The 4,220-nt window shown below is 71.9% G+C and carries 6 protein-coding genes; 1 reads left to right on the top strand and 5 read right to left on the bottom strand.

From position 1 onward, the window contains the following. Nucleotides 1–285, top strand: a 285-nt coding sequence (locus tag V7Z97_RS19560) for a GNAT family N-acetyltransferase (RefSeq protein ID WP_334165174.1), incomplete at its 5' end; no start/stop codon positions are given. 69 nt (nt 286–354) lie between these two features. Here V7Z97_RS19560 and V7Z97_RS19565 read toward each other — a convergent pair. From V7Z97_RS19565 to V7Z97_RS19585, 5 genes are all read right to left on the bottom strand, one after another. Further along, nucleotides 355–822, bottom strand: a complete 468-nt coding sequence (locus V7Z97_RS19565; RefSeq protein ID WP_334165175.1) for an Hsp20/alpha crystallin family protein — start codon at nt 820–822, stop codon at nt 355–357. Between the two features lie 100 nt (nt 823–922). Beyond that, nucleotides 923–2,491, bottom strand: coding sequence for a thymidine phosphorylase family protein (locus V7Z97_RS19570; RefSeq protein WP_334165176.1), 1,569 nt, complete (start codon nt 2,489–2,491; stop codon nt 923–925). 18 nt (nt 2,492–2,509) lie between these two features. Next, a complete protein-coding gene (locus V7Z97_RS19575; RefSeq protein WP_334165177.1) occupies nt 2,510–2,761 on the bottom strand; it encodes a hypothetical protein in 252 nt (83 codons plus the stop codon). 89 nt (nt 2,762–2,850) lie between these two features. Beyond that, nucleotides 2,851–3,789, bottom strand: a complete 939-nt coding sequence (locus V7Z97_RS19580) for a Gfo/Idh/MocA family protein (protein WP_334165178.1) — start codon at nt 3,787–3,789, stop codon at nt 2,851–2,853. A 68-nt stretch (nt 3,790–3,857) separates the two neighbouring features. After that, a partial coding sequence (locus V7Z97_RS19585) for a putative PEP-binding protein (RefSeq protein WP_334165179.1) occupies nt 3,858–4,220 on the bottom strand: 363 nt, incomplete at its 5' end.

A 4,220-nucleotide genomic window follows, 5' to 3' on the forward strand; every position in this document is an offset into this window, starting at 1 on the left:
GGCGTCAGCCGCATCGTCGGCGATCCGGAGGGCGAGACCGCCGAGTTCGCCCTGATGGTCCGCAGCGACAGCCAGCACCGGGGCCTCGGGGGCCTGCTGCTCCGCGCCATCCTCGATCATGCGCGGGCCCGCGGCATCCGCGAGGTCTGGGGCGACGTGGCCCGGCACAACGACCGCATGCTGGAGCTGGCCGAAAACCTCGGCTTCGGCCGCCGGGCCGGCGAGGACGTAGCCCGGGTGAAGGTGATCAAGCGCCTGGACCTGGCGCCTCAGCCCGCGTCCTGAGCCCCAAAAAGAAAGAGCGCCCCGATGACCTCGGGGCGCTCAGACCAGTCCGCGTCTCCGGGGGGGAAGCTATTTGGACTGGATCTCGATGGTCTTGGTCTCGGCGCCGGGACGCTTGGGCACGAAGATCTTCAGCACGCCGTCGGCCATGGTCGCGGTGATCTTCTCGGCGTCGAGGCTGCGCGGCAGGTACACGGAGCGGGAGAAGGCCCCGTAGCTGCGCTCGATGAGCCGGTAGCCCTTATCCTTCTCCTCGTGCTCGGAGGTCTTCTGGCCGCTGATGGTCAGGAGGTCGTCCTCCGCGGTGATCTTCACCTGGTCGCGGGTCAGGCCTGGCAGCTCTACGGAGATGTTCACGCCGGCGTCGGTGTCGACCACATCCATGCGCGGGACGGGGCGGAACTCGGCGATGGCGTTCCAGCCCTCGCCCAGTTCGCCCATGAAACGGGTGAACTCGCGCTGCAGGGGCGCAAGCGCGCTCGCCGCGCTGCGGTGCGGGACGGTTGTCTTTTCCTTGGTGTCGGCCGGTTCGGTCATCGCTTCCTCCACGCCACTGGGGGTGATGGAAGAAGATCAGCACGGCGCCCACGGTGACGCTTTGAGGTTCGTCAAACCCGCTCAGGGGCGAGCCCGGCTGCTAGGCTATCCGGACGCCCGTGTCCTCCTGCGTGGCCTCCACGGCGAAGCCGAAGTCGAAGCGGCCCGAGCCGTAGACGCGGTAGAGCGGCTCGCCCGCGGCCACCGGATCGCCAGTCTTGCGCAGCATCTCCACCCCCGCACCGGGGTCAGTGGGCGCGCCGGCCAGCCGGGCCACCGAAGCGATCCGCAGGCAGTCGACGGCGGCGACATGCCCCGCCGACGGCGCGCAGACCTCGTGCGTCAGTCCCCCCAGCGTCGCCGACAGCGGCGAGGCCCCCTGCGCCTCGCAGATCTGGTCCATCTTGGCGGCCGCGGCCCCGCTCTCCAGGAGCTCGCGGGCGCGGCGTTCCCCGCCGCCGCCACGCAGCTCCGGATCGAACTCCAGCACCCGTCCGGCCAGCCGAACGGACTTCTCCTCGAGGTCCTTGGGCGCATCCGGCCTGCGCTGCAGGACGGCCAGGACGTCGCGCGCCTCGAGGATCGGCCCGACGCCGCGGCCGATCGGCTCGATGGCGTCGGTCAGCACCACCTCCAGCGCCAGTCCGAGCCCGTCGGCCACGTGTTCGAACAGCTTCTTCAGCCGCTGGGCCGAGCGGCGGTCACGGAGCTTTGCGGTGGGGCCCACCGGCAGGTCGAGCACCAGGTGCGTGGATCCCGCTGCCACCTTCTTCGACAGGATGGACGCCACCATCTGCTCGGGCGTGTCGATGGACAACGGCCGCTCCACCGAGATCAGCACGTCGTCGGCCGGCGACAGGTTCACCCGACCGCCCCAGACGATGCACCCGCCGCAGGTTTCCACCACCTCCCGCATCTCGGCCTCGGAGAGGTCCACCCGTGCCAGCACCTCCATGGTGTCCGCCGTGCCGGCCGGCGAGGTGATGGCGCGCGACGAGGTCTTCGGCATCAGGAGGCCGTGGGCGGCCACGATCGGGGTGACGAGCAGGGTGGTGCGGTTGCCGGGAATGCCGCCGATGCAGTGCTTGTCCACCACCATCGGCCGGTTCCACTCGAGCCGGCGTCCGGCGGCGATCATGCCGGCGGTCAGGCCCTGAACCTCCTCCGGCGTCATGAAGGCGGCGCAGGCCACCAGGAAGGCCGCGATCTCCATGTCGGACCAGCGGTGGCCGGCGAGGTCGCGGGATATGGCGGCATAGTCGTCCGCCGACAGGGTCTCGCCGGCGATCTTGGCCTTCACGGCCTCCAGGGTGCGCGGCGGCCGCGCGGGGGCCACCTCGACGGGGTCGCCCGCCTGGGCGCCGAGGCGGCGGAAGGTCGGCTCCGGCAGGCCCACCTCGCCCGGCCCCACCAGCGCGGGGTCGTCGCAGATCATGACGGTGGCCAGCAGCGTCGCGCCATTGGCGCGGACCTCGACCTTGCGGAGGCCGGCGAGCCGTTCGGGCCGCAGCACGGGGTCGCCTCGCGGCAACAGGATCACGTTCTCGCGGAAGGTGTTCAGCGCCAGCGGCCGGGCGCTGCGCGGAGCCGCCGGCCCCCAGTGGGCCGCAGCCTGCGGCGGGTCGGGCGCTACGGCCCCGGAGCCGGATCGTAGGACCTCGTCGGCCATGACGGCCGGCTTGCCCGATCAGTGCCCGCGGTGCAAGGCGAGCTCGGGCTCGCGCGGCAGGCCGAAGGCGCGCAGGCCGGCCGGCAGCCGCATGGCCATGCGCATCGCCTCGCGCATGGACGGGAAGGCGGTCGCCGCCTGGGGGTCGTCCACCCATTCCGTCTGGCCCGCCGCGGAGACGAGCAGGTAGCGGTCGTGGGGCGCCCTGCCGAGGTCGCCCTTCACCACCAGGGCGGGCGAGGTGTGAGCCATCTGTTGAGCGCCGAGCATCGGGGCCTCCTGTTGTTGCAGCAAGGCTTAAAGGCGGCGGCCGGGCGCAGCCATTCGGGTCGTGTCCTTAGGTATTGGTACGGAGGATCCTAGAAGTCGAAGGCCGGCGCCTCGACCCGCTCGCCCAGCATGAAGGCGTCGGCCACGTGCCGGAGCGGCGTGAGGTCCACGTCGCTGCGCCGGGCGGCGATCAGGGCCGCAAAGTGGGCGTAGAGCGGCTCGTACTCCGCGTGCGGCCGCCCCGCCCCGGGCGCGGCGGGCTGCGACGCGCCGTCGATCGCCATCTCGGAGCCGCCCTTCGACAGCGTCAGCCGCCCGCCGTCCGTCTCCACCTCGATGTCCCAGCGCTGTTCGCCGGTGTGCAGGAAGTCGAGTTCGGCGGTGACCGGCGCCCCCTGCACGTCCTCGAACCGGAGCTCCGCGGCGATCGGCGCCTGGCGGTTGGCCGGGAACGCCAGCCGGGCGGACCGCAGGGCGAAGGGCTGCGGCAGGATGTGGGTGACGATGGACAGCGCGTTGATGCCCGGATCGAAGACCCCCAGGCCGCCGGGCGCGAAGATCCAGTCCTGGCCCGGATGCCAGACCCGCACGTCCTCCATCCAGCGGATGTGGGCGGACCGCACCGTCCGGTCGCGCAGCCACGCCCGCGCCGCCGGGACGGCGGGGGCGAAGCGCGAATGCCAGCTCGCATAGAGGGTGACCTGCGCCGCCTCCGCCGCGGCGACCAGCTCATGGGCCTCGCTGAGCGTCGCCGTGGACGGCTTCTCCAGGAGCACATGGACGCCGCGCCGGATCGCGCGGCGCGCGTCGTCCGCCCGGCCCACCGGCGGCGTGCAGAGCGAGACCGCCTCCAGCTCCGGCACGGCCTCCAGCATCGCCGCCAGCGAGGTGAAGTTGCGAACCCCCTCCACCTGGGCGTGACGGCTCGCGGCGGCGACGAGCTCGAAGTCGCCGCTGGCGGCGATCACCGGCAGGTGCTGGTCGCGGGCGATCTTGCCGACGCCGACAATTCCGAGCTTCACCGGCATGCGGACCTCAGGGACACCAGGAATGGGTCCTCCAACATCGCCTCATCGCGCCGCCGGTTCCACCGCCCTCACGCCGCTGCGGGCCGGGCCTCCGCCTCGCGAACCACCGCCAGTGTGCGCGGCAGGCTCTGCGGATTGACGCTGATGGAATCGATGCCCAGCCCGGTGAGGAAGGCGGCGACCTCCGGATAGGTGGCCGGCGCCTCGCCGCAGATGCCCACATGGCGGCCGTTGCGGTGCGCGCCCGCCACCGCCTGGCGCAGCATCTCCAGCACGCCCGGGTCGCGCTCGTCGAAGTCGAAGGCCACGGTCTCGGAGTCCCTGTCGACGCCCAGCACCAGTTGGGTGAGGTCGTTGGAGCCGATGGAGAAGCCGTCGAACAGCTTGGCGAAGGCGTCGATCTGGATGACGTTGTTGGGGATCTCGCACAT

This window comes from Phenylobacterium sp. (assembly GCF_036821595.1).
GTDB lineage: Bacteria > Pseudomonadota > Alphaproteobacteria > Caulobacterales > Caulobacteraceae > Phenylobacterium.

Excerpts from the sequence above, each read along its gene's own strand:
- V7Z97_RS19575 (WP_334165177.1), bottom strand. The coding sequence starts at position 2,761 with ATGCTCGGCGCTCAACAGATGGCTCACACCTCGCCCGCCCTGGTGGTG.
- V7Z97_RS19565 (WP_334165175.1), bottom strand. The coding sequence starts at position 822 with ATGACCGAACCGGCCGACACCAAGGAAAAGACAACCGTCCCGCACCGC.
- V7Z97_RS19580 (WP_334165178.1), bottom strand. The coding sequence starts at position 3,789 with ATGCCGGTGAAGCTCGGAATTGTCGGCGTCGGCAAGATCGCCCGCGAC.
- V7Z97_RS19570 (WP_334165176.1), bottom strand. The coding sequence starts at position 2,491 with ATGGCCGACGAGGTCCTACGATCCGGCTCCGGGGCCGTAGCGCCCGAC.